Here is a 24,672-nt window from a genome sequence, read left to right as displayed (position 1 = left end):
CACAGGGACAACAAAAATGACGCCAATCGAAGTAACGACCCTTTCCGTTTGCCTTTCCGGCGTGGACCCCGTCAGCGGTGCCGATATCAGACTGGCGCAGAGTCAATCAGCAAACTGGTGTGAAGGCATCATCCCAACACTCATCAACGAGGTGCTGGATGAGGGCGAAAAGTTCGCAGATGCGGCAGGGCTGGAAGGGTTACTCGCTTATGATGTGACGTTGGGTATCGGGCTATCGTCCAGCGGCATCTGGCCCGGATTTATCCTTGATGTCGATACCATTACCCGTATTAGCGCCTGCGGTGCAGAACTGGATTTTGACCCTTATATCGACGATGTACCTAATCATCCATGCGTCGTTAATACCGACGATGATTTCACGGTGGAATTTACCGCGCTGGATGCGCATCACGAAAGAAGAGTGATAGCGAAGCGACGGCTGAAAGAATACTACGGCTCTCTAGAGGATGTTTTTATCTGGCAGACCTTTAAAGAGGCCTGGCACTATCATCAGGACAACAGCCTGCGAGCGTTCAGGGAAAAGCAGCCGAAACTGACGCTATACGCGCGCTATTACAAGGATAAGACCCGGCTCGTAGACGGAGGCTATGACAATCCAGAAGATGATATCCGGCCTGGCTTTCATTTGAACCGGGATGTTTTTATTCGCCTGAACGCCGCCAACGCACGCTTTGTATACTGGCCGTTTGAATGTAAGCGAAAGGCGGGAGCGTGATATGCCCCCCAGCGCCGCCATGCAGGACATCATCGAACAGGGTTACCTTCTATTCCGCCGTTACCCGGTGCCGTCACGATTCAACGTGTGCTGTGCTTATTGTTTCAGTGAAGAACAGCAGCAGGCGTTACGTCAGACCTCAATACGCGCCGTTCCCTTTGATTTGCTGAGGGACTGGAACAGTAGCGCTAATCCAGAGGCGCAGGATAGCAACGAAATCCGTTATTTACTGCCCAGGCTGCTGGAGTTTATCGCGTACAGAGAATTCCCCAGCACTATTGATGAAACCTGTTGCCTGAGGCGTGTCGGGGAAACAAATATTAATCACTGGCGACCAGAAGAACAGGCATTTATGGTCCGTTTTGCGCAGCAGTTTATACGTGATTGGGTATCCGTAGATGACGTTGTAGAACTGAATGACATGTTGCAGATGTTCCATTTCGGCGGCCTTAAAATTGTCTCTTTACTGGATGCGATGCTGGAAGTGCCGGGATACTGGGCCACGGTATCGCTGGCATATCTTTTGTATTTTCAACGCGACGATATGATCAGAGACGCATTCGTAGATCGAGATGAAGATGATGAATCCATTACGCAACAAATTAAAGCCTGGGCAACATGCGTTCGACGCCAACTCTTTAAACGCGCTGCACAGGCGATAGAAACACCGGAGTCATTACGTCAATGCAGCGCTACGTATTCGGCACCAGTCGATAGCTGGATGATCGACGAGTGTCTGTGCGCCATGCATGATGCCTCACTGCAACCGGGGAAAGGGTAAGTATGGGAAAACTGAAAGCAGAAATCTCCTCGCTGCTCTTTGCGTTTTTCGGGGTACCGATATTGGCTTATCCCGTTATTCTCTTTATGCTCGCGTTGGGTCTGTTATTAAGTGACCTGTTACCGTGGTCGGTAATGCACAGGAGGATTAGCGGGCTGGAAATAATCCTGACGCTGGTCGCCGATTATTGCGTTATTTTTATATTGATGATGATCGCTGGCTGGCGGATTGCTCGTCGCGCCGCTCCGGCGCAGAAAACGCCGCTCTGTTGCGGACTGATGCTTACACCAGCCTTGTTATTCCTCATTATCGCGGGAGCTGTGATCTATTTTCGCCCGTTAAACATCTTTGTCGGGGAAAGCCTTCGCACGCTATATGTGGATATTATCTGGTTCCCGGTCCGGTTTTTATCACTATTCAGCGATTACGAATGGGGTGAGCTGGCGGGGCCGCTCAGCGCCCAGTCAGGCTTTGCGCGGGGATATTATTGGCAGTCGCGCAGAATACCGTGAATAACAATGGCGTCCAGGCGAAGAAAAGTAATAGATTCATAAAACAGGATTATGTGGGATCGCGTTTCGCTTATCCTGTCTACAGGGTAAATATAACCTTTTGATATAAAATTAAATTTAGGCGGATAACTTTATCATCTTACGCCTCGTTCCGGTATGGATTCGGAGTATTTTTACGTCATCATGTGGCGCAAAATGATGTGTTTTTTAACGCAAGGAGAAAGGATGCATGAACAGTAAAATAACCTTAGCGGCGCTTTTATGCTGTGCTCTGATAGCCCCCGCCGTAGCGGATACGCTCAGGGATGCAGATGGTCATTCTATCGGTTCAGTGGAAACGGGATCGGGCGGCGACAAAACGTATCGGGATGGCGACGGGCATAGTAAAGGTTCGTCATCAACCAATTCCAATGGTGAAACGACTTTCCGGGACGAATACGGCCATAGCAAAGGCAGCGCGCAAACCAATTCTAACGGAGAAACCACGTTTCGCGATGAATATGGCCATACTAAAGGGACCGCACAAACTAACGCCAATGGTGAAACGACCTACCGTGATGAGTATGGTCATGTGAAAGGGACGTCAAGAATAGACTCAAGTGGTAAAAAGATCTTCAGAGATGAATACGGTCATGAGGTTGCCAGCCTCGAAAAATGATCGTCCAGATGCGGCTTTACTGCAAAAATCACATGGGGCTGGTCGCACAGGCTAAGCGGGGCCTGAAACCTACCGGGTGACGGCTTCGCCTTACCCGGCCTACGGGGTGCAGGATATCGACGTCTGTAAGACCTCACAGGCCCGGTAAGCGCAGCGCCACCGGGCACGGGTTGTAACGGGCATTACCTGCTTAATTACGATGCCAGCGACAGCTCACGTTTCGCCGTATGCTGGAGCAGCCATTGCGCCACGCGCGATTGTTGGTCAGCGTCCAGCCACATGCCGAGGCGGGTACGACGCCAGATCGCATCGTCAAGGCGACGTACCCATTCATGTTCGACCAGGTAGCGTAATTCCGCCTCATAAAATTCATGACCAAAATCCTCGCCCAGGTCGGCAATTGAGGTCGCGTCACGGAGAATAATGTCGCTGTTGCTGCCGTAGGTGCGGGCATAGTGGCGTGCTAACGATTCGCTGATAAACGGATAACGGCGACGCAGCTTCGCGGCATAATCATCGCGATCGCCACCAATATCGCCCCCCGGTAACACGGCGTCTTTCGTCCACGCCTGGCCGACGCCTTTATAGTACGGCGTCAGTTTTTCCAGCGCGTGCTCCGCCAGCTTACGATAGGTGGTCAGCTTACCGCCGAACACGGACAACAGCGGCGCTTTGCCATCCTCGTCATGCACATCAAGGGTGTAATCCCGGGTAATCGCCTGCGGTGAATCGGATTCATCATCGCAAAGCGGGCGTACGCCAGAGTAGGTCCAGACAATATCCTCGCGGCCCAGCTGTTTTTTAAAGTGCCCGTTATACACGTTGAGCAGATAATTGATCTCTTTCTCATCAATGGCGACGCTTTTCGGATCGCCCTGATATTCCACGTCGGTTGTCCCGATGATAGAAAACTCATCCATCCACGGGATCACAAAAACAATACGCTTATCTTCGTTTTGCAGGATATAGGCCTGCTTCTGGGTATGAACGCGCGGGACGACAATATGGCTGCCTTTGATTAAGCGGATGCCATAAGGCGAGGGCAGATGCATTCCGTCATCAAAGAACTGTTTCACCCACGGACCGGTGGCGTTCACCAGACCGCGTGCCTGCCAGACATATTTTTTGCCGCTATCAATATCTTCCGCTTCAACGATCCACAGGCCATTTTCCCGGCGTGCAGAGGTGGCACGGGTGCGGGTTAATACCTTGCCGCCTTTCTGCTCGACCATCTGGGCGTTCGCCAGTACCAGCCGCGCATCATCCACCCAGCAGTCAGAATATTCGAATCCGCGCACGATTTCTGGTTTGAGAACCGATTCTGAGCCAAATCGCAAACCGGTTGAACCCGGCAGACTGGTCCGTTTCCCCAGATGATCGTACATAAACAAACCGATGCGGATCATCCACGCCGGACGCAGGTGCGGGCGATGCGGCAGGCGAAAGCGCATCGGAAAAGCGATATGTGGTGCCATTTTTAACAGCACCTCACGCTCAGCCAGCGCTTCACTCACCAGGCGGAATTCATAGTGTTCAAGGTAGCGCAGTCCGCCATGGATCAGTTTTGAGCTGGCAGAAGAGGTGGCGCAGGCCAGATCCTGTCCCTCCAGCATCAGCACGGATAAACCGCGCCCGGCAGCGTCCGCCGCGATGCCAGCACCGTTGATGCCGCCACCTATCACAATCAGATCTTTGGTTTCCATGCTGCCACCTCTTTACTTTCGTTAAAGCGCATAAATGTTCGATATCGCTCATGATAGCAAGGAATCGCGCTTTTGGTAACATCAAAAAAACAATTTAGAGTGATATGCATAACATAATGGCGTTTATCTCCCTGGACGACGTAAACTGAGAGAGTGATTGATCATCTGCCCATCTGAATGTGGCGGCGAAAAAGGCGTCAGAAAGAGAAACTATGGACCATTTTGAATGTATTAATGTTGAAGAAGCCCATCAAAAACTGCATCAGGCAAGCGCTGTGCTGGTGGATATCCGCGATCCGCAAAGTTACGCGCTGGGCCATACGCCGGGCGCGTTTCATCTGACTAACGACACGCTCGGCGCGTTTATGCGCGAAACGGACCCTGAAACGCCGGTGATGGTGATGTGTTATCACGGCAACAGCAGTAAAGGTGCCGCGCAGTATCTTTTGCAGCAAGGCTACGATCACGTCTACAGCGTGGATGGTGGCTTTGACGCCTGGCATCGCCATTTCCCGGCGGAAGTGGAGCGCACGCTGTTTTAGCCGTTATACTGTCCCCTTTTGCGTGGAATAAGCGACCGCCAGTATGTTGATGATCACCTCTTTTAGTAACCCGCGCATCGCGCAGGCGTTTGTAGACTATATGGCGACGCAGGGCGTTGTGCTGACGATCCAGCAACATACGCAGTGGGATATCTGGCTGGCGGATGAAAGTCAGGCCGCGCGTGTGCAGACTGAGCTGGCGCGATTTATGGAGAACCCGGCGGATCCGCGTTATCTGGCGGCGAGCTGGCAGTCGGGGCAGACCAACAGTGGTCTGCACTACCGCCGTTTTCCGTTCCTTGCCACGCTCAGAGAGAATGCCGGGCCGTTTACGCTCGGCATTCTCGTCATCACGATACTGGTATTTCTGCTGATGAGCATTATTGGCGACCAGCCGGTGATGATATGGCTGGCCTGGCCCTACGATCCCTCCCTGAAATTTGACGTCTGGCGCTACTTTACCCATGCCCTGATGCACTTCTCTGTGCTGCATATTCTCTTTAACCTGCTGTGGTGGTGGTATCTTGGCGGCACGGTAGAAAAGCGTCTGGGCAGCGGCAAGCTGGTGGTGATCACCGTCATCAGCGCCCTGTTGAGCGGATTTGTGCAGTATCATTTCAGTGGCCCGTGGTTTGGCGGATTATCTGGCGTGGTGTATGCCCTGATGGGCTATGCATGGCTGCGGGGCGAACGCGATCCGCAGAGCGGCGTTTTTTTACCGCGTGGTTTGATAGGCTTTGCTTTAGTATGGCTAATTGCCGGCTGGTTTGATCTCTTCGGTATGTCGATTGCGAACGGTGCTCACGTGGCCGGGTTGCTGGTAGGGCTGGCGATGGCCTTTGTTGATTCGCAGAATGCGCGAAAACGAACATAATTTTCCAGGGATTATTCATGAAACAGACACAGCGTCACAGTGCGATTATCGAACTGGTAAAAAAGCAGGGATATGTCAGCACTGAAGAACTGGTGGAGCACTTTTCCGTCAGCCCACAGACCATCCGTCGCGATCTCAACGACCTTGCCGATCAGAACCTGATCCTGCGTCATCACGGCGGCGCGGCGCTGCCGTCCAGCTCGGTCAACACCTCATGGCATGACCGTAAGGCCACGCAGACGGCTGAGAAAGAGCGTATCGCTCGCAAAGTGGCTGAACAGATCCCGGACGGCTCAACGTTATTTATCGATATCGGCACCACGCCGGAAGCGGTAGCGCACGCGCTGCTGGAACACAGCAATTTGCGTATTGTCACCAATAACCTGAACGTGGCGAATACGCTAATGGTGAAGGATGATTTCCGCATTATCCTCGCTGGCGGCGAGCTGCGCAGCCGCGACGGTGGGATTATCGGTGAAGCGACGCAGGATTTTATCGCCCAGTTCCGTCTCGATTTTGGCATCCTCGGCATTAGCGGCATCGACAGCGACGGCTCGCTGCTGGAGTTTGATTACCACGAAGTGCGCACCAAACGCGCGATTATCGAAAATTCACGCCACGTAATGCTGGTGGTGGACCATTCGAAATTTGGCCGCAACGCGATGGTAAATATGGGCAGCATCAGTATGGTGAATGCGGTTTATACCGACGTGATGCCGCCTGCGGGGGTGATGCAGGTGATAGCTGAGCATAAGGTACAGCTGGAGCTGTGCTGAGAAATTTCCCTATCCTGCAAGATAAATCACGATAATAGAGTATCGTGATTTATCGCGACTTTACGTTCTCTGATGTTATCCTTAATCGCTCGCTTTTTTATATTGTTATAAATTTCATCTGCTTATAAAAATTTTATTTTTATCCCCCCTCTTTGGCATCTCAATTGCAATCCAGTAGTCATGTAATAAAGCGAATAAAAGGAACCCGCATGACTTACGAAACAATGACCACCTCAAACGCCCCGGTAAAAATGTGGACCCACGGCGTACCGGTAGAAGACGATGCCCGTCAGCAGCTGATTAATACGGCCAAAATGCCGTTTATTTTCAGCCATGTGGCGGTAATGCCCGACGTGCATCTGGGAAAAGGCTCGACCATTGGTAGCGTGATCCCGACCAAGGGGGCGATTATCCCGGCGGCGGTTGGGGTGGATATCGGCTGCGGAATGAACGCGTTGCGTACCAGCTTAACGGCGGCGGATTTGCCGGATAGTCTGGCCCAGTTGCGTAGCGCCATTGAAGCGGCCGTACCGCACGGGCGTACTACCGGACGCGGACGGCGCGACGTTGGCGCGTGGGAAAACCCGCCTGCCAACGTTGATGCGCAGTGGGCGACGTTGCAGCCTGGTTTCCAGTGGCTGACGCAGAAGTACCCGCGTTTTTTGAACACCAATAACTATAAGCACCTGGGAACACTGGGAACCGGTAACCACTTTATCGAAGTCTGCCTTGATGAAGCGGATCGGGTCTGGGTGATGCTGCACTCTGGATCGCGCGGAATTGGCAATGCCATCGGGAGCTATTTTATCGAAATGGCGCAGAAAGATATGGAGCAGCATATCGCTAATCTGCCGTCGCGCGATCTGGCCTATTTTGAAGAAGGAAGCGAACATTTCGCCGATTATGTTAAAGCCGTCGGCTGGGCGCAGGATTATGCTCGCGCCAACCGTGAAGCGATGCTGGAAAACGTGGTCGCCGCGCTGCATAAAGCGATCGCTAAGCCGTTTACGCTCAGCATGGAAGCGATCAACTGCCACCATAACTATGTGCAGAAAGAGCAGCACTTTGGTGAAGAGATCTTCGTGACGCGTAAAGGGGCGGTATCGGCGCGCACCGGGCAGTACGGTATTATTCCCGGTTCGATGGGCGCGAAAAGCTTTATCGTCCGCGGGTTGGGTAATGAGGAATCATTCTGCTCCTGTAGCCACGGCGCAGGGCGCGTGATGAGCCGTACCAAAGCGAAAAAGCTGTTCAGCGTTGAGGATCAGATCCGCGCGACGTCCCATGTGGAATGCCGTAAAGATGCCGATGTGATCGACGAAATTCCGATGGCGTATAAGGATATCGAAGCGGTAATGTCTGCTCAGGCCGATCTGGTTGAGATTGTACATACGCTGCGTCAGGTGGTGTGCGTTAAAGGATAATACGATGCAAAGGACAATTGCGCTGAATGGCGCGCAGGGAGAAGGCGGCGGGCAGATTTTACGTTCGGCGCTGAGCTTATCGATGATTACCGGCCAGCCGTTTGAGATCGCCGACATTCGCGCGGGCCGCGCAAAGCCAGGTTTACTGCGTCAGCACCTGACGGCGGTGCGTGCGGCGGCAAAAATCTGCGGCGCAGAGGTCAGCGGCGATGAACTCGGCTCGCAGCGACTGCATTTTTCGCCGGGAACGATCCGCGGCGGAGAGTACCGTTTTGCTATCGGCAGTGCCGGAAGCTGTATGCTGGTGCTGCAAACCGTACTACCCGCGCTGTGGTTCGCCGATGCGCCGAGCCGGGTGGAAGTGAGCGGCGGAACGCATAACCCGTCAGCGCCGCCTGCTGATTTTATTTGCCGCGTCTGGGAGCCGCTGCTGGCGCGGATGGGTATTCGTCAGCGCACTACGCTCCTGCGCCACGGTTTTTATCCGGCGGGAGGCGGGTTGGTGGCAACGGAGCTTGCGCCGGTAAAAACCCTCCACCCGCTTCAGCTTCTGGCCCGGGGCGATATTGTGGGCATGAAAGCCGACGTTTTACTGGCCGGGGTACCTCATCACGTCGGCCAGCGTGAAAACGACGTGCTGGCGGCACATTTTTCGCTGGCTGAGCAGAATATTCAGATGCTGCCGGGCGACAGGGGATCGGGAAACACCGTTTCGCTTGAGATTGAAAGCATTCACGTAACGGAACGGTTTATCGCTTTTGGTGAGAAACGAATGAGCGCCGAAACAGTGGCGAACCAGCTGGTGACAGAGGCTCGCCGCTACCTGGCGAGCGAGGCGGCGGTAGGCGAGTATCTCGCCGATCAACTGGTGATCCCGCTGGCACTGGCGGGAGAGGGCGCGTTCACCGTGGCGCAGGCTTCCTCCCATCTGTTAACCAATATCGCTGTGGTCGGGCAGTTTTTGCCGGTGACGTTTAGCCTGGAGGAAGAGGGCGGGATGACGCGGGTGACGGTTAAAGGAAAAGACGTGTCCCGGTGAAACGTTGGTTGGCGCTGCGTTCACTGTTTTTACATACTGATGTAATCGATTGATTCTGAAGGTGGATATCAAACTGTAGGCCGGGTAAGCGCAGCGCCCCCCGGCATGACGACACTGCAATAACATGCCCGGTGGCGGCTTCGCCTTACCGGGCCTACATTCTGATGCAAGCAATTGACTCTGAAGGCGGATGTTGAACTGTAGGCCGGGTAAGCGCAGCGCCCCCCGGCATTACGACACTGCAATAACATGCCCGGTGGCGGCTTCGCCTTACCGGACCTACATTCTGATGTAATCGATTGATTCTGAAGTTGGATGTCGGGCTATAGGCCGGACCAAAACAAACTCTCCAGAAACCGTTACACCCCGTAACCCATCATCTTCAACAGCTTCTGCGCATGCTGCACCGCGTCCTGCCGGTGCGCGACGCCGAGCTTCTGATACAGATTACGGATATGCGTTTTGATGGTGGTCGCCGCGACGTCCAGTTCTCCGGCAATCTGATCGTTACTGTAGCCGGAATAGATCAGCCCCAGCACCTGCCACTCGCGCTGGGTCAGCGGGCTGGTACGGATCAGCTCAGGCACCTGCGGATGGTTTAACAACCGTTCGACGAAGTTCTCGTCAAAATGAGCGAATTTGTGCCGGTGATGCTGGTTGATATCTCGCAGAATACGCTGCGCCCGGTGCTGTTCCAGCTCCGGCAGCGTGTTGAGTTGAATCAACTGGCGTAACTGCTGCGCCATCGCTTCGCCTTCAATGACGAAATGATTAATAAAGCCGGTACGATTGGCGAGCGTCAGCGCCTCTATCAACGCATTCTGCGCTTCGTTTTTGCGCCCCGCCTGCCAGTAAAGCTGGTTCAGCAACAGCAGATTGCGGTTGATATCGCTCATCAGGCGCAGGCTGCGCGCGTTTTCGTTTAACTCTTCAAGCACCATTTCCGCCGGGCCGGTTTCGCCAAGCAGGATCTGTACGCGGGCGATGTTACGCCACTGGCTTTGCAGGAAGTGGTTATTGGCAAATTCCGGTTTTGGCGTCTGGCGCAGCCAGTTGGCGGCAGACTTTTTATCGCCGATCATCTGCCAGTAAATCACCCGTACTTTATCGGCGTTTGATACCCAGTCGCTGTGGTAAGGCCCGTTACCTAACAGGTTCTCCAGACGATTTAACTGGCTGCGCGCGTTATCCAGATCCCCGCGTGCCAGCGAGCATTGCACCAGCAGCGCCAGACACTGAAGCTGTTGCTGCGGCTGATAGGTGGAGAGCACGGTCATGCCGCTGCGTGCGGCGCTTTCCGCTTCGTCGAGTCGTCCCCACGCCCACAGTAGCTGGGCGCGAATACGCAGCAAAAATTCATGCATCGGCAGCTGTTCCAGGTGCTGATCGTGGATCAGCTGGAAGGCTTTTTCCTGCGTCTCCCAGGCGGCCTGTAAGAAGCCCTGAGCAAACAGAATTTCGCTTTGCTGGATCATGCTCCACAGCGCGTAATGCCAGACATCGTGGCGGCGCGCCATCTGCTCTGTCTGCTGCATTAACGACAGCGATTCCATCAGTAGCCCTTTGCAATGCAGGACTTCACCGTGCACGGAGGTGGCAACGATACGGCTGTAATAACTGGCGACGGGCAGCATATCCAGCGCGATTTTTGCCAGACGCTCGGCCTCTTCCGGATCGCCATCATTAATCGCCACCTGCGCGCGCAGGGCGTTGAAATCGCCGCTCAGCGCAGCGTCAATGGTAATCTGCATCTCCTGCTCGGCACGGGCCAGCAGAGTATTCACTTCGCTGTAGCGATGCTGGCTTTGCATCAGCCAAGCCTGAAGCAGCACAAGACGTGGATTCTCCAGCAGACTTTCCCACGGCAATGACGCCAGCGACTCTTCCAGCAGCGTCAGTTCGCTGTGATTAAACAGTCCCCATGCGTGATTAAGCAGGATATCGCGCAGCATCGGCGCATCGCCGGAGGCCAGCGCGTGATGAATAGCCTCGGTCGGGAAGCCTTGCGCCATCCAGCTTTCGGCGGCGGCGCGGTGCAGTTCTGGCAGTTCGGTCGCCAGTTCCCACTGACAGCGCTGGCGCAGGAAATTGCCAAACAGCGGGTGATAGCTAAACCACTCGCCGGAATCATCCATGCGCTGTAAAAACAGGCCCTGGCGTTCAATCTCTTCCAGCCGCATCTGCCCGTTCTCTTCCCCGGTCACGCGTACAATCAGCGCATCGTTCATCGAGCGCAGCAGCGCACTTTTGAGCAGGAAATGACGGGTACTTAAATCCACGTTATCCAGTACTTCATCGACCAGATAATCGGAAAGATGGCTGGCGTTAATGCCCGACAACCGACGCGCAGACTGATGCGGCGCGTTATTGTTCTGCCGGGCGGAGAGGGCGATAAGCTGAAGCGCGGTGGCCCAGCCTGCCACTTCATCGCACAGGCGGCCGCTCTCGGAGGCCTCCAGCGGGGAGGTCAGACGACGCTCAAAAAACTGTCGCGCTTCCTGATGATTAAATGCCAGATGCTGACTGCCGACCTCCAGCAGCTGATCGCGAACACGCAAATTGGCAATCCCCAACTGGGGGAGGTTACGCGACATCACCAGCAGGGTTAAATTTTCCGGCTGATGACGCAGGAAGAAACGCATGGCTTCATGGATCACCGGATTGGTGATCAGATGGTAATCATCAATCACCAGCCAGAGCGGGCGATCCCACTCGGCCAGTTCAATAAAGAGCTGAGCGAAAAGGGATGTCAGGCTGGCGTACTGGCGCTTTTGTACCATCGCTTCGCTGGCGTCGCAGTGACCGCCCGTTGCCTGCTGAATAGCGGCAATCAAATAACTGGCAAAACGCTCCTGCTGGTTATCGCCTTCATCCAGTGAAAACCAGCCGAGATCGTTTTTGCCTGCGGCCCACTGTGAAATGAGGGTCGTTTTTCCATAGCCCGCCGGGCTTGTGATCAGGATCAGACGGAAATTGTTCGCGCCGGAAAGTTTAGCCAACAGGCGGTCCCTGACCACAGTATGATCAAGGCGAACCGGGCGACTTAATTTAGACGGAATCAACATAGTTATCACTTTCACTGTGCGTAAAAGAAAGCAGGAATTTTTTTGCGCTTCGTAATTAATAACCCTAAGGTCGTTCAGATTGCAATGTATTGCAAGTTATGTCGGTTTTGACTGTTTCTTAATTTGCACTGTGTCACAAATTATTAAATGAATTGAAATATTTTAATGAAACCGGTGCCAGTCGGCGTGGCGTCTGGCTTAGGCTGAATTGCTGGTGGCGTAAGAATTACGCTTTCTGTAAGAGGAATTCCTTAACTCAATTAATTTTACGGTTACTGAATAGCCAAAAATAACCCTTAACGTCTTTAAGTAAATCCTCTGTCTGTATTTTATACGAAAAATCATTTCTTTATTTTACATTTTATTTGCGGAACGGCATTTCACTTTTTTGACGTGCACCAACGTTTTGCGTGCGGTAAAGGCAGAGACTGAGAGGTGAGCGAAGGAATGCTCCTCCCTGTTCAATATAGTCGGCAAGGATGGCGTAAGCGGCTAACGTTATAGTGGTGCCGATCACATTTTTCGCTCATCCCTGGTGCTCCTCCCTGCCTAATCCCTGGCAGGATGAGGAAGCCAGACGGGTAGCCAGGCAAACTAGCGCTAACGTTTTTCATTTGAACAGGATCCGGTTCCTTTATGTCACAGCCTACGTTCGACAAAGCACAATTTCAGGCTGCCCTGACGCGTCAGTGGCAGCATTTTGGTTTAGATTCCGCAGAGAAAATGACGCCGCATCAGTGGTGGCAGGCGGTGAGCAGCGCCCTGGCTGAACGCCTGGCAGCCCAGCCCGTCAGTGCGCCCGCTGAAAATCAGCGCCATGTTAACTATATCTCTATGGAGTTTTTGATTGGTCGCTTGACCGGTAACAACCTGCTGAACCTCGGCTGGTATCAGGACGTGAGCGATGTGCTGAAAGCGCACGATATCAACCTGACCGATTTGCTGGAAGAGGAGATCGACCCGGCACTGGGCAACGGCGGTCTCGGGCGCCTGGCGGCCTGTTTCCTCGACTCGATGGCGACGGTAGGCCAGGCGGCAACCGGTTATGGCCTGAACTATCAGTACGGTCTGTTCCGCCAGTCTTTCGCCGACGGCAACCAGATGGAAGCGCCGGATGACTGGCATCGCGGCAGCTACCCGTGGTTCCGTCACAATGAACAGCTTGATGTGCAGGTGGGCATCGGTGGTAAAGTGGTGAAGGGCGCATGGCAGCCTGGATTTATCATCACCGGCCAGGCGTGGGATCTGCCGGTGCTGGGCTACCGCAACGGTATCACCCAGCCGCTGCGTCTGTGGCAGGCGACGCACGCCCATCCTTTCGATCTGACCAAATTCAACGACGGCGATTTCCTGCGTGCCGAGCAGCAGGGTATCGACGCGGATAAGCTCACTAAAGTCCTTTACCCGAACGATAACCATACGGCGGGCAAAAAGCTGCGTCTGATGCAGCAGTACTTCCAGTGCGCCTGTTCGGTTGCCGACATCCTGCGGCGTCATCATCTGGCAGGCCGTCAGTTGCAAGAACTGGCGGATTACGAAGTCATCCAGCTGAACGATACGCACCCGACCATCGCCATTCCTGAACTGCTGCGCGTGCTGATTGATGAACATCAGCTAAGCTGGGACGATGCCTGGGCCATTACCAGTAAAACCTTCGCCTACACTAACCATACGCTGATGCCGGAAGCGCTGGAGTGCTGGGACGAGAAACTGATTAAAGCGCTGCTGCCGCGTCATATGCAGATCATTAATGAGATCAACAACCGCTTTAAAGTGCTGGTTGAGAAAACCTGGCCGGGTAATGAAGCGGTCTGGGCGAAGCTGGCAGTGGTGTATAACAAGCAGGTGCGCATGGCGAATATGTGCGTGGTCAGCGGCTTTGCGGTGAACGGCGTGGCGGCTCTGCACTCCGAGCTGGTAGTGAAAGATCTGTTCCCGGAATACCATCAGCTGTGGCCGAACAAATTCCATAACGTCACCAACGGCATTACCCCGCGTCGCTGGATCAAGCAGTGTAACCCGGCGCTTGCCGCATTGTTGGATAAGACGCTGAAGAAAGAGTGGGCGAACGATCTTGACCAGTTGATCGCGCTCGAAAAATACGCCGATGACAAAAAATTCCGACAGACGTATCGTGAGATCAAACTGGCGAATAAAGTGCGCCTCGCGGCGTTTGTGAAGGCGCGGACCGGTATTGAAATCAGTCCTGAGGCGATTTTTGATATCCAGATCAAACGCCTGCATGAATATAAGCGCCAGCACCTGAACCTGCTGCATATCCTGGCACTCTATAAAGAGATCCGCGAAAACCCGCAGGCAGACCGCGTGCCGCGCGTGTTCCTGTTTGGCGCGAAAGCGGCACCGGGATATTACCTGGCGAAGAACATTATTCTGGCGATCAACAAGGTCGCGGCGGCGGTGAACAACGATCCACTGGTAGGCGATAAACTGAAAGTGGTCTTCCTGCCGGATTACTGTGTGTCTGTGGCTGAAATGCTGATCCCGGCCGCTGATATTTCCGAGCAAATTTCTACCGCCGGTAAAGAAGCCTCCGGCACCGGCAATATGAAGCTGGCGCTGAACGGCGCGCTCACCGTCGGCACGCTGGACGGCGCGAACGTGGAAATAGCCGAGAAAGTCGGCGATGAAAACATCTTTATCTTCGGTAATACCGTGGAAGAGGTGAAGGCGCTGAAGGCGAAAGGTTACGATCCGCTGAAATGGCGTAAGAAAGACAAATTACTGAATGCGGTGCTGAAAGAACTGGAGAGCGGTAAATACAGCGATGGCGACAAGCACGCGTTTGACCAGATGCTGCACAGTCTTGGCAAGCAGGGGGGCGATCCGTACCTGGTGCTGGCCGACTTTGCCGCTTATGTTGACGCGCAGAAACAGGTCGATGTGCTCTACCGCGACCCGGAAGCCTGGACCCGCGCGGCGATCCTCAACACCGCACGCTGCGGCATGTTCAGCTCCGATCGCTCTATTCGCGACTACCAGAGCCGTATCTGGCAGGCCAAACGATAAGGACAGCTATGGAACGCAAACGCCTCGATAGAGCCGCTTTAGCGGCGGGGATTAGCCCTGATTACATTAACGCCCACGGTAAGCCGCAGTCGATTGGCGTCGATACCAAACAGCGTTTGCTGGATGCCATGCATCACACGGCGGCCACGAAAGTAGCCGTTACCCCCGTGCCTAACGTGATGGTTTATACCCACGGCAAAAAGATGGCGCTGGAAGTGGAAGGCAGCGGCGAGTTTAGCTGGACGTTACTGACGGAAGCTGGCCGTCAGTACCAGGGTCAGGCGGCCGGCGGCAGCAAGCTGATCCTGCCGATGCGCCTGCCGGAAGGGTATCACACGCTGACGTTATCCCAGGACGCTCAGCAATGGGATTGCCGGGTGATTATCGCTCCCCAGCGCTGCCACGAGCCTGATGCGCTGCTGAGCGGGCGTAAACTGTGGGGTGCCTGCGTCCAGCTCTATACGCTACGCTCCGGCAAAAACTGGGGGATCGGTGATTTTGGCGATCTGAAAGCGATGCTGCCTGAGGTAGCGAAGCGGGGCGGGGCGTTTATCGGTCTTAATCCGATCCATGCGCTTTATCCGGCCAATCCGGAGAGCGCCAGCCCTTACAGTCCCTCTTCGCGCCGCTGGCTGAATGTAATCTACATCGACGTTAATGCCGTTGAGGATTTTCAGCACAGCGAGGAAGCCCAGGAGTGGTGGCGTATGCCCACCACCCAGGAGAAGCTGAAAAGCGCTCGCCAGGGCGAGTGGGTAGATTACTCCGCCGTCACGGCGCTGAAGCTGGCCGGGCTAAGCATGGCGTGGCGACAGTTTGCGAAACGCGCTAACGATGACGCCGCAATGCAGGCATTTCGTCAATTCATCGCCGACGAGGGGGAAAGCCTTTACTGGCAGGCAGCGTTTGATGCTCTGCACGCTTCGCAGGTGAAAGAGGATCCGATGCGCTGGGGCTGGCCGGTCTGGCCGGAAGGGTATCAGTCCACTGATACCCCGGAAGTGAAAAAGTTTTGTAAAACGCATCAGGATGAGGTGGAGTTTTACCTGTGGCTTCAGTGGCTGGCCTGTACGCAGTTTGCGGCCTGCTGGGAAGAATGCCAGAGCATGAATATGCCGATTGGTCTGTACCGTGATTTGGCGGTCGGCGTGGCGGAAGGCGGCGCGGAAACCTGGTGCGATCGTGAGCTGTACTGCCTGAAGGCGTCGGTTGGTGCCCCGCCGGACATCCTCGGTCCGCTGGGGCAAAACTGGGGCCTGCCGCCGATGGATCCACATGTCATCACCGCTCGCGCCTACGAGCCGTTTATTCAGCTACTGCGTGCTAATATGCGAGACTGCGGCGCGCTGCGTATCGATCATGTTATGTCGATGCTGCGCCTGTGGTGGATCCCCTACGGCGAGACGGCGGATCATGGCGCATATGTGCATTATCCGGTTGACGATCTGCTGTCGATCCTCGCACTGGAGAGTAAACGCCATCAGTGTATGGTGATCGGCGAAGATCTGGGGACGGTGCCGGTGGAGATCGTCGGCAAGCTGCGTAAGAGCGGCGTTTACTCCTACAAAGTGCTCTATTTCGAAAGCGATCACGAGAAAACGGTACGCGCGCCGGAAGCGTGGCCTGCACAGTCGATGGCCGTGGCGGCAACGCACGACCTGCCGACGCTGCGCGGCTACTGGGAAAGCGGCGATCTGACGCTCGGCAAAACGCTGGGGCTGTATCCGGACGACGTGGTGCTGCGCGGTCTGTATCAGGATCGCGAACTGGCGAAGCAGGGATTACTGGATGCGCTGCACCGACACGGTTGCCTGGCGAAAAGTGTGGGGCGCAAAGCCTCGCGAATGTCGATGACCCCTACGCTTAATCGCGGAATGCAGCGCTATATTGCCGACAGTAACAGTGCCCTGCTGGGTCTCCAGCCGGAAGACTGGCTACAGATGGCGGAACCGGTCAATATTCCGGGGACCAGCTATCAGTACAAAAACTGGCGGCGCAAGCTGTCTACAACCCTTGAAGAGATGTTCGCGGATGAGAGCGTGAATAAGCTGATTAAGGATTTGGATAAGCGGCGTAAGGCTGGAGTGAAGAAGGCGTAATTCCCCCTCACCCTCTCCCTGAGGGAGAGGGTGAGCCCGCCGGTCAGGCGTAGTCAGTTCTCCCGGCAAGAGAAAAATCAGACCACCATCGCCAGCAACAAACACCCTACCAGACCGCACACTGAAATAATGGTTTCCAGCATGGACCATGACTTAATGGTCTCACCAATCGTCAGATTGAAATACTCCTTAAACAGCCAGAACCCCGGATCGTTAACGTGAGAGAAAATCACGCTACCGGAGCCAACCGCGATAACCATCAGTTCAGGACTGGCACCGGTAGTTGCAATCAGCGGGGCCACAATCCCACCGGCGGTGATGGCCGCCACGGTAGCCGATCCCAGCGCGATGCGCAGTACGGCGGCAATTGACCAGGCCATAAAGATTGGCGAGAGGTTGGTGGCCTGCATCATCGAGGCGATATATTTATCCACGCCGCTATCAACCAGCACCTGCTTAAACGCACCGCCGCCGCCGATGATCAGCAGCATCATGGCGATGATTTTGATTGAAGTAGTGAGAGTGTCGTTGATGTCATCCATCGAACGGCCGCGATTCAGGCCAAAGGTGAAGACCGCGATAATGACCGCAATCAGCGTCGCCATGACCGGATCGCCGAAGAATTCAGCGTAGGGCAGGATCGCATGGCCTTTCGGCAGGATCATCTCGGCGACCGCACGCAGCGCCATCAGGATCACCGGCACCAGCGAGGTCCAGACGCTCACGCCAAAGCCAGGCATTTCCGTTTCGCTGAACGTTTTCGCGTTGTACAGTCCTTCCGGGATCGGCTTGTCGATGCCTTTGAGGAATTTAGCGTAGACCGGGCCTGCCAGAATCACGGTCGGGATGGCCAGCAGCGTACCGTAGAGCAGAGTTTTGCCCATATCGGCGTGGAAGATAGTCGCAATCGCGGTTGGGCCAGGGTGCGGTGGCAGGAAACCGTGAGTCACGGAAAGTGCCGCCGCCATCGGGACACCAACAAAAAGCAGCGGGATGCGCGCGGATGCAGCGATAGTAAATACCAGCGGCAGCAGCAGCACGAAACCGACTTCATAGAACAGGGCGAAACCGACGGTAAAACCGGTTAGCACCACCGCCCACTGAATGTATTTCTGACCAAACTTCGCAATCAGCGTTGTGGCGATGCGCTGTGCGCCGCCACAGTCAGCGAGCAGTTTACCCAGCATCGCCCCGAAACCCATGATCAGCGCCAGGCTACCCAGGGTTCCGCCGACACCCGTTTTAATGGAGGCAATAACCTTATCGACAGGCATTCCCTGCATCAGACCCACCGCAAGGGCCACCAGGATAAGGGCAATAAAACCGTTTAGCTTGAAACGGATCATTAACAACAATAACAACACAACACCGATAGCAACGATGACTAATGGCATGATTTACTGGCCTTTAATTTGTTATGGGTAACTTTGCTGTCTTAGCAGCAAAGGGGCCTTTGTGCTGTAATTCAGAACAGAAGGCGAGTAGCACTTCAACAAATCGCTTCTTATAAGGCTAAGAGTCGCGGGCTGTTTCCAGAAGAATAGTGCTCAGAAGGGATGATACGGGTAACATTGATCGAAAGAAAACACCCCAGGCAGGCAAAATTTAAAAACTGGGAGGCAGGTCATATTCTGGGGGAGGTTGTAACATTTACGACAAAGCGCCTCTTTCACCGGAAAGAGACGCTTTAAGAAGGCAAATCAGTAGTAAGAGTGCTCGCCGCGCTGGTGTTCGGTGAGATCGCGCACGCCTTTCAGGTCCGGGAACTCTGCCAGCAGCTGCTTTTCAATGCCGTCTTTCAGGGTGACATCGATCATCGAGCAGCCGTTACAGCCGCCGCCAAATTGCAGGATGGCGTAGCCGTCGTCGGTGATTTCCATCAACGTAACGCGACCGCCGTGCCCGGCAAGCTGCGGGTTCACCTGCGCCTGAAGCATATACTCTACGCGCTCCATCAGCGGGGCGTCGTCAGAGACCTTACGCATTTTGGCGTTCGGCGCTTTCAGCGTCAGCTGAGAGCCGAGCTGATCGGTCACGAAATCGATATCCGCATCTTCCAGGTACGGGGCGCTTAACTCGTCCACGTAGGCGGTCAGCAAATCAAATTTCAGGGCAGTATCGCTCGCTTCCACAGCATCGGGTGGACAATAAGAAACGCCGCATTCAGCGTTAGGAGTGCCGGGATTGATGACAAATACACGGATTTGCGTCCCTTCTTCCTGATTTGCCAACAGTTTGGCAAAGTGCGCTTGTGCAGCATCGGAAATACGGATCATAGCATTGGCCTAATAGTTGACTATTTTAGTCAGTTATAATACGCCCATCGTCGAGGGTCTACAAGGTCCGACAGAGGCACCAGACATGGACAGTCGCCGCACCGCCGCGTAACAGCAGCCGGGAAATTTCTGCGACGGTACTGCCCGTGGTGACGACATCATCCACAATAACGATATGGAGTCCGCGAACCGGGAATTCAAGGCGAAAGGCGTTTTTCAAATTGTGCTTTCGCAGCCGGGCCGAGAGGTGATGTTGCGTTGCCGTAGCCCGAATACGAGTGACCGCATCCGTCTCGTAGCGGCAGCCCAGCCAGTGTGCCAGAGGGCGGCAGAGCAGGTCGCTCTGATTAAATCCTCTGCGCCAGTGCCTTTTTTGCCATAGCGGGACGCTGACAATGCGGTCCGGACGCGGCAGGCCGAATAGCTGGCGGGCCTGTATAAATTCCAGCAGCAGCAGGCGTGCCAGCGCCGGAGCCAGTTCCGCTTTGCCTGAAAATTTGAAGCGATGAATAAGTGAACTCAGGGGCGCAACATAATCGCTGACGGCGAGCAGGCGTTGCCAGGGCGGCGCTTTTTGCAGGCAACGGCCGCAGGGCGAGTGGGGATCGAGCGCGGGCAAACCGCACTGAGGGCAAGTATTGCTTTGGTGAGAGATCGCCTTGACACAACGGGAGCATATTCCCCAGGACGGCAGGGCGAGCGGCATTCGACATAGCCAGCATAAGCCACAGACTGTTAACATATTTCACCTCGGATAAAATAGTTGAGAACAGTACCTTATGAATGAGATCTGGTGGCAAACCAAAGGGGAAGGAAATTGCCATCTTGTGCTGCTGCACGGATGGGGACTGAATGCGCAGGTGTGGGATTGCATTACGCCGGAATTAAGCGCGCATTTTACGCTGCATCTGGTGGATCTGCCGGGCTTCGGTCGTAGCCGTGGTTTTGGTGCCATGTCGCTGGCGAAAATGGCGGAGCGCATTCAGACGCACGCGCCGGAAAAAGCCATCTGGCTGGGCTGGAGCCTGGGTGGGCTGGTGGCAAGTCAGGTCGCGTTGACCTCTCCGCAGCGGGTACAGGCGCTGGTGACGGTGGCGTCGTCTCCCTGTTTTTGTGCCGATGGCGACTGGCCGGGGATCAAGCCCGAGGTGCTTTCTGGCTTCCAGCAGCAGTTAAGCGAGGATTTTCAGCGTACGGTTGAGCGTTTTCTGGCGTTGCAAACCATGGGAACCGAGAGCGCCAGGCAGGATGCCCGCCGCCTGAAAAGCGCCGTGCTGGCACTGACGATGCCGGACGTTGAGGTACTCAACGGCGGGCTGGACATTCTGAAAGAGAGCGATTTACGCGAGCCGCTCGCCGGACTGAGCGTGCCGTTCCTGCGTATTTACGGCTATCTTGACGGCCTGGTGCCGCGCAAAGTCATTCCACTGCTGGACGCCGCGTGGCCTGCCAGCGAGTCGTTGACGATTCAGAAGGCGGCGCATGCGCCATTTATCTCTCATCCAGCGGAATTTTGTCAGGCGCTTATCGCCCTTAAAGCCCGCCTTTAGCGGCTGGAAAAAGTGACTGAGTGCAACAATACTTAGGTCGTCATCAAGTGCTTTAATCCGTGCAAAAGCCGGATGGCATACTATTCAACCTTAAGGAGTAAAGGCTATGAAACTGGTCACCGGTATTGTCGCATCTCTGGTCATTGGATCGCTGTCCTTTGGCGTGATGGCTGCGGAAGAGCTGCACAAAGATAAACTGAAAGAGATGAATTTAACGAAAATAGGCGACATCAGTACTGATAAAGGCACCGCACCGATGGATGCCCAGCGCGAGCTGTCGAAAAAAGCTGACGAGCTGGGCGGGAAGTATTATGTGATCACCAGCGCGAAGAAATCAGAGAAAGATATTCACACCACGGCTGAAGTATATAAATAAGTACGCAAATCGCTGGAATGCCCGGTGGCGCTGCGCTTACCGGGCCTACAAATAGCTGTTGGATAAGGCGAAGCCGCCACCGGGCAAAGGCCGGGCTACCGCCAGGCGGCAATGCTTTCAGCCTAACGTCCACCACTCCCGCGCACAGGCTTTTCCTTCCGGGCAGCTTTTGCAACTTCCGGTCAGGCAACCATCAACCTCTTCCTGCATCCGCCGGGCTTTGCCCATTGCCTCCATGCGATTCAGCATGGCATCAAGCAGAGGACGGGGAAGATGCAGCGCGGCGCTAAGCTGGCTGGCTTCCATCCGCCCCTGCAAGGCGAGCATATTACGCACGTCAATCAGCGAGGCCATTAGTGGCACTCCCCGGCCGGGCTGTCGCAGCAGGTCGCAGGCGTTTTGCGTGTCGCCAGCAGATTAACGTCAATCCGACTGCGGGCACGGCGCAGGCTGCCAATTACCAGCACGTTAAACACCACTACCGCCAGGATACAGATCGCACTGTACTGCGGATGCTGATGAAAACTGGCGACCTGATAAAACAGCGTCGACAGCGAATACGCAATATTCAGCCCCCACAGGATAGAGAACCCCATCCAGCCGCGGCTGGATTCGCGAGAAATGGCCCCCATCACCGAAATGCACGGTACGTACAGCAGCACAAAAATCAGGTAGCTATAGGCCGCTGCCGCGCTGCCGAATTTCTCACTCATCACGCCCATGGTGCCAGTTGCCATCTCGCCATCGCCTTTGCTGGCCTCAATGGGGTTTGCCAGTACGCTCAGGCTGAAGGTATCTTTCAGACTCTGCCAGGTTTCTCCGACGGCGTCAGACAGTTCAGCGGTAAGGCTGAATTCTGCCGGGTTGAACTCCTCTTCCTGAATATTTTCAGCGGTGTACAGCGTGTTAAGCGTACCGACCACCACCTCTTTCGCCATTGCGCCGGTGAACAGACCGACCGTCGCCTGCCAGTGATCGCCCTGAATACCAATCGGTTCCAGCAGCGGGGTAAAGACGCGGCTGACGGAGGCCAGTGCCGAATCGTTAATGTTATTCACCGCTTTGCCGCTGAGAGAGAAGCTATTTAGCGCGCTGAGGAAAATACTGACAATAACGATGACTTTACCGGCGCGCAGGATAAACCCTTTCAGGCGCTGCCAGGTCTGGATCAGCAGGCTTTTAATCAGCGGCACATGGTAGACCGGCAGCTCCATTACAAACGGTGAGGCTTCGCCGCGCATGATGGTATGTTTGAGCATCAGGCCGGTGAGGATCGCCATCACAATGCCGAGGATGTAGAGCGAAAAGACGGCCAGCGCCCCCTCCTGTCCAAAGAAGGCGGCGGCGAAGACGGCGAAAATCGCCAGACGTGCGCCGCAGGACATAAAGGGAGCCATCATGATCGTCATCAGCCGTTCACGCGGTGCATCGAGAGTACGCGCGCCCATCACTGACGGCACGTTACAGCCAAAGCCGACAATCAGCGGCACGAAGGATTTCCCCGGCAGCCCCAGCGATTGCATCAACCGGTCCATCACGAACGCCGCGCGCGCCATATAGCCGGAGTCTTCCAGAAAAGAGAGGAACAGATACATCATGCCGATCTGCGGCACCAGCGGCAGCACGGTGTTGATCCCGCCACCAATCCCCTGCGCGAGGAAGATGGTCAGCCACTCCGGGAAATGCAGCGTGTAGCCAAGCCACTGAAGGCCATGAATAAAGATAGCCACCGAACCGGCATCAAAAATAGGGGCCAGCGCGCCGCCGATGTTGATGGCGAAGAGGAACATGACGTACATCACCAGCAGGAAAATCGGCAGGCCGAGGAAGCGGTTGAGGATAATTTTATCCATCGCGGCGGTGAAACGGCTCGGTTCAGCGGTCAGTGAATTACTCACGGTGTCGCAGATAGCGGCGATACATTGATAGCGTGCATCGGCAATATGCAGCGCCGGATCGTCGATTTCACTCTCCAGCCGGGTCAGCACATCTTCCAGCTGATGCGCGGCACCCTGCGCGTAAGCGCGGCTGTAAATATCGCCTTCCAGCATTTGCAGTCCCAGCCAGCGACGCTGCTGTAAGGGCATATTTTCTGGCATGAGTTGCGCCAGGTGACTGGCTTCACGCAGCAGCGGCTGCGCGTAATGCACCAGATCAATGTCCTGATTACGGTTATGGCGGTCAATCGCCAGCTTCAGGGCGTCTATTCCACGGCCACGCGTGGAGACCAGCGGCACGACCGGACAGCCCAGCCGGGCGGAGAGGGCATCAATATCAATGCGGACCTGCTGTTTTTCCGCGATATCCAGCATGTTAAGCGCCACCACGCAGGGCATTCCCAGCTCCAGCAGTTGTAGCGTCAGGTAAAGGTTACGTTCAAGGTTGGAGGCGTCCACAACGTTAATCAGCATGTCTGCATCGCCGCTCAAAATATAGTGGCAGGCGATCTGCTCATCGAGCGACGTTTGCGAGGAGATAGTGGTCAGGGAATAGGTGCCAGGCAAGTCGACAAGGGTGACCTGGCAATCCGTGGTTTGAAAACTGCCTTCTTTACGTTCGACCGTAACGCCTGCCCAGTTACCGACGCGCTGGCGCGAACCGGTCAACTGATTGAATAACGTGGTCTTACCGGAATTTGGATTGCCAATTAAGCCAATGGTAAGTTTTTTCATTGTATTTCACTCACTGTATTAAGAGGAAACCGGTTCCACTTCCAATAATGCTAAATCTTTTTTACGTAATACCAGATTCACGCGTCGCGTTTCGATATGAACGGGATCGCCTAGTGGCGCAACGCGTACTACGTTAAATGACGAGCCGGGCAACATACCTAACGAAAGAAGTTTTTGACGATAAGCCGGGCTGATCTCGCAGGAAAATCCGGTGATTTTCCAGGCGCTTAAGGGCGTAAATTGCATAAGGCCTACTTATATATCGCTAACAAAATAACGTCACGCACGACAGGCGCAAGAGGCCTGGCGGAGCCTGACCAGGAAGGTTAATTAATCAACAGCGCAATGGTAATGATAATAGTTTTTATCTTCAATCTTTAAAATGTGTCGAAGTATTCTGTTCGATAATAAATCACGGTAAATTTGACATGGCGCAAAAATAACGCGGTTTCATTATTTGTGAAGGGGAGGGGATATTTATGGAAGATGAAATACTGGTTTCCAGTATATTAACATTAACGGTTAATTGTATTTTTATTGTTAATTAATTGACGCTATTAAC

Annotated in this window: 21 protein-coding genes; 13 read left to right on the top strand and 8 right to left on the bottom strand. The window is 54.6% G+C overall.

Annotation, left to right across the window (positions count from 1 at the left end; translation table 11 throughout):
• Window positions 1–16 precede the first annotated feature (16 nt).
• From INT84_RS14725 to INT84_RS14710, 4 genes are all read left to right on the top strand, one after another.
• A complete protein-coding gene (locus tag INT84_RS14725; protein WP_194207383.1) occupies window positions 17–736 on the top strand; it encodes a hypothetical protein in 720 nt (239 codons plus the stop codon).
• Window position 737: 1 nt separating this feature from the next.
• Window positions 738–1,517 carry a hypothetical protein gene (locus tag INT84_RS14720; RefSeq protein ID WP_194207382.1) on the top strand — a complete coding sequence of 260 codons (780 nt, stop codon included), beginning with the start codon at window positions 738–740 and terminating at the stop codon, window positions 1,515–1,517.
• Window positions 1,518–1,519: 2 nt separating this feature from the next.
• A complete protein-coding gene (locus tag INT84_RS14715; protein WP_194207381.1) occupies window positions 1,520–2,029 on the top strand; it encodes a hypothetical protein in 510 nt (169 codons plus the stop codon).
• A 229-nt stretch (window positions 2,030–2,258) separates the two neighbouring features.
• Window positions 2,259–2,687, top strand: a complete 429-nt coding sequence (locus INT84_RS14710; RefSeq protein ID WP_194207380.1) for a hypothetical protein — start codon at window positions 2,259–2,261, stop codon at window positions 2,685–2,687.
• Window positions 2,688–2,881: 194 nt separating this feature from the next.
• Here the strand turns inward: INT84_RS14710 and glpD are convergent, their stop codons facing one another.
• Window positions 2,882–4,390, bottom strand: coding sequence for a glycerol-3-phosphate dehydrogenase (gene glpD / locus INT84_RS14705; RefSeq protein WP_194207379.1), 1,509 nt, complete (start codon window positions 4,388–4,390; stop codon window positions 2,882–2,884).
• Window positions 4,391–4,602: 212 nt separating this feature from the next.
• Between glpD and glpE the strand changes: the two genes are divergently transcribed.
• From glpE to rtcA, 5 genes are all read left to right on the top strand, one after another.
• The gene (glpE, locus tag INT84_RS14700) at window positions 4,603–4,932 is read left to right on the top strand and encodes a thiosulfate sulfurtransferase GlpE (protein WP_176919400.1); all 330 of its coding nucleotides are present in this window, start codon (window positions 4,603–4,605) and stop codon (window positions 4,930–4,932) included.
• A 43-nt stretch (window positions 4,933–4,975) separates the two neighbouring features.
• Entirely contained in the window at window positions 4,976–5,806 is an 831-nt protein-coding gene (glpG, locus tag INT84_RS14695; protein WP_194207378.1) for a rhomboid family intramembrane serine protease GlpG, read from the top strand.
• 17 nt (window positions 5,807–5,823) lie between these two features.
• Window positions 5,824–6,582, top strand: coding sequence for a DeoR/GlpR family transcriptional regulator (locus INT84_RS14690; protein WP_176919398.1), 759 nt, complete (start codon window positions 5,824–5,826; stop codon window positions 6,580–6,582).
• 209 nt (window positions 6,583–6,791) lie between these two features.
• Window positions 6,792–8,006, top strand: a complete 1,215-nt coding sequence (locus tag INT84_RS14685) for an RtcB family protein (protein WP_194207377.1) — start codon at window positions 6,792–6,794, stop codon at window positions 8,004–8,006.
• A gap of 4 nt (window positions 8,007–8,010) precedes the next feature.
• The gene (gene rtcA / locus INT84_RS14680; protein ID WP_194207376.1) at window positions 8,011–9,045 is read left to right on the top strand and encodes an RNA 3'-terminal phosphate cyclase; all 1,035 of its coding nucleotides are present in this window, start codon (window positions 8,011–8,013) and stop codon (window positions 9,043–9,045) included.
• 359 nt (window positions 9,046–9,404) lie between these two features.
• Here rtcA and malT read toward each other — a convergent pair whose 3' ends face one another.
• Window positions 9,405–12,110, bottom strand: a complete 2,706-nt coding sequence (gene malT / locus INT84_RS14675; protein WP_194207375.1) for an HTH-type transcriptional regulator MalT — start codon at window positions 12,108–12,110, stop codon at window positions 9,405–9,407.
• A 636-nt stretch (window positions 12,111–12,746) separates the two neighbouring features.
• Between malT and malP the strand changes: the two genes are divergently transcribed.
• Window positions 12,747–15,137, top strand: a complete 2,391-nt coding sequence (malP, locus tag INT84_RS14670; RefSeq protein WP_194207374.1) for a maltodextrin phosphorylase — start codon at window positions 12,747–12,749, stop codon at window positions 15,135–15,137.
• A gap of 8 nt (window positions 15,138–15,145) precedes the next feature.
• Complete coding sequence (gene malQ, locus INT84_RS14665; RefSeq protein WP_194207373.1) at window positions 15,146–17,236, top strand: 4-alpha-glucanotransferase; 2,091 nt, start codon at window positions 15,146–15,148, stop codon at window positions 17,234–17,236.
• 77 nt (window positions 17,237–17,313) lie between these two features.
• On the opposite strand, the gene gntT is transcribed toward malQ, so the two are convergent.
• The 3 genes from gntT to gntX form a co-directional block, all read right to left on the bottom strand.
• Window positions 17,314–18,630 (bottom strand): gluconate transporter, encoded by a 1,317-nt coding sequence (gntT, locus tag INT84_RS14660; RefSeq protein ID WP_194207372.1) that lies wholly within the window; start codon window positions 18,628–18,630, stop codon window positions 17,314–17,316.
• A 306-nt stretch (window positions 18,631–18,936) separates the two neighbouring features.
• Window positions 18,937–19,512: a Fe-S biogenesis protein NfuA gene (nfuA, locus tag INT84_RS14655; RefSeq protein WP_176917755.1), complete on the bottom strand. Its 576-nt coding sequence runs from the start codon at window positions 19,510–19,512 to the stop codon at window positions 18,937–18,939.
• Window positions 19,513–19,570: 58 nt separating this feature from the next.
• Window positions 19,571–20,254 (bottom strand): DNA utilization protein GntX, encoded by a 684-nt coding sequence (gntX, locus tag INT84_RS14650; protein WP_194207371.1) that lies wholly within the window; start codon window positions 20,252–20,254, stop codon window positions 19,571–19,573.
• A 37-nt stretch (window positions 20,255–20,291) separates the two neighbouring features.
• On the opposite strand from gntX, the gene bioH reads away from it, so the two are divergent.
• Window positions 20,292–21,062, top strand: a complete 771-nt coding sequence (gene bioH / locus INT84_RS14645) for a pimeloyl-ACP methyl ester esterase BioH (RefSeq protein WP_194207370.1) — start codon at window positions 20,292–20,294, stop codon at window positions 21,060–21,062.
• A 106-nt stretch (window positions 21,063–21,168) separates the two neighbouring features.
• Window positions 21,169–21,438 carry a YdgH/BhsA/McbA-like domain containing protein gene (locus INT84_RS14640; RefSeq protein ID WP_194207369.1) on the top strand — a complete coding sequence of 90 codons (270 nt, stop codon included), beginning with the start codon at window positions 21,169–21,171 and terminating at the stop codon, window positions 21,436–21,438.
• Window positions 21,439–21,555: 117 nt separating this feature from the next.
• Here the strand turns inward: INT84_RS14640 and feoC are convergent, their stop codons facing one another.
• The 3 genes from feoC to feoA are packed head-to-tail and all read right to left on the bottom strand — an operon-like array spanning window position 21,556 to window position 24,356.
• Window positions 21,556–21,792: a [Fe-S]-dependent transcriptional repressor FeoC gene (feoC, locus tag INT84_RS14635; RefSeq protein ID WP_194207368.1), complete on the bottom strand. Its 237-nt coding sequence runs from the start codon at window positions 21,790–21,792 to the stop codon at window positions 21,556–21,558.
• Complete coding sequence (feoB, locus tag INT84_RS14630; RefSeq protein WP_194207367.1) at window positions 21,792–24,110, bottom strand: Fe(2+) transporter permease subunit FeoB; 2,319 nt, start codon at window positions 24,108–24,110, stop codon at window positions 21,792–21,794. Before feoB ends, feoC begins: the two co-directional genes overlap by 1 nt.
• Before the next feature lie 18 nt (window positions 24,111–24,128).
• Window positions 24,129–24,356 (bottom strand): ferrous iron transporter A, encoded by a 228-nt coding sequence (gene feoA / locus INT84_RS14625; protein ID WP_176917761.1) that lies wholly within the window; start codon window positions 24,354–24,356, stop codon window positions 24,129–24,131.
• Window positions 24,357–24,672: the final 316 nt, after the last annotated feature.

Origin of the sequence: Superficieibacter sp. 1612_C1 (assembly GCF_015234305.1) — a bacterium.
Lineage (GTDB): Bacteria > Pseudomonadota > Gammaproteobacteria > Enterobacterales > Enterobacteriaceae > Superficieibacter.
The sequence above is the reverse complement of the archived record's forward strand: the minus strand, read 5'-3'. Positions and strand labels throughout refer to the sequence as shown.